The sequence below is a fragment of the Oleiphilus sp. HI0128 genome (assembly GCF_001635365.1).
The window spans coordinates 1-1,178 of the sequence record NZ_LWGG01000019.1 but is presented as its reverse complement, the minus strand read 5'-3'; the positions used below and the strand labels follow the sequence as shown (position 1 = coordinate 1,178).

At 41.5% G+C, this 1,178-nt stretch carries 2 protein-coding genes; both read left to right on the top strand.

Annotation, left to right across the window (positions count from 1 at the left end):
* The first annotated feature begins 261 nt into the window (after positions 1 to 261).
* Complete coding sequence (gene hupB, locus A3763_RS00330; protein ID WP_068506893.1) at positions 262 to 537, top strand: nucleoid-associated protein HU-beta; 276 nt, start codon at positions 262 to 264, stop codon at positions 535 to 537.
* Positions 538 to 722: 185 nt separating this feature from the next.
* Entirely contained in the window at positions 723 to 1,166 is a 444-nt protein-coding gene (locus tag A3763_RS00325; protein WP_068634577.1) for a response regulator, read from the top strand.
* The last annotated feature ends 12 nt before the right edge of the window (positions 1,167 to 1,178 follow it).

Below are 1,178 nucleotides of genomic sequence, written 5' to 3'. Positions count from 1 at the left end.
TCAGGCTGCTTGACAGGGCTTTCGCTCAGTTGGTATAAAACAGTCTGACGTCAGGCAGCAGTAATTTAGGGGGCTCCGACCTGTCATGTGATATTTGTTAGTTGTCTTTTTGAGTATCAAAGATACAATTGACGAATGTTTTTAAAAGTGTAAGATTTCTAAGAATCAAAAAGCACATCATTATAAATTATATACAGAGATTACCTTGCAGCATTCTGCGAAAGTCTCGTATGTTTACAGTTATCTCAAAAGGGGTTTAGTGTGAATAAGTCTGAACTAATTGATGCAATTGCAGAATCTGCAGACATTTCTAAAGCAGCCGCTGGTCGTGCTATCGACGCGGTTGTAGAATCAGTTACAAATGCACTTAAAGAAGGTGATCAGGTAACGTTGATTGGTTTTGGTACCTTCTCTGTGAAAGATCGTGCAGCAAGAACTGGTCGTAACCCACAGACTGGTGCAGAAATTCAAATCGCTGCTGCCAAGATTCCTAGCTTTAAAGCTGGTAAAGGCCTAAAGGATGCAGTAAACGGCTAGTAAGCTGTTTGTTGAATCGGCTTACTTTAGTAAGTTAGAAAAAAGCCGCTCTTAGCGGCTTTTTTTGTGCCTGTAATTCGTGAATTGCTAAGTGAGTCGGAATGATTTGGGGTGTTTTGACAGTACCTGGCATAAATCTAATATGGGGCTAAACTTAAAGGATAAGCAAAAGGAGGATGTTCGCTTTGAGTACGGCAAAGATATTGTTAGTAGAAGATAATGCAGGTGAAGAAGAGTTGGCTTTGTTTGCGCTTAAAAAAGCGGGCGTAGAGCAGAAAGATGTTGTCATTGTTAGGGATGGGCAAGAGGCGATTGATTACCTGTGTGGAAAGCGGCAGTACGCTGGCCAGCAGTTCGACCCTGAGATAAGGGTGGTTTTCCTCGATTTGAATTTGCCAAAAGTTCATGGTCTGGATGTGTTGAAAGAGCTTCGTCACAACCCGGACACTCAATGCCTACCTGTTGTCATCCTAACCTCCTCCGATGAAGAGAGAGATGTTCAGGAAAGTTATCGGGCCGGCGCAAACAGCTATATTCAAAAGTCTTTTGATATAAATGAATTTAAAGACAATATCTCAGCACTTCGGAATTATTGGTTAGACATTAACCTTTCTCCGGTATCAAGGTAGCTATATGCATTT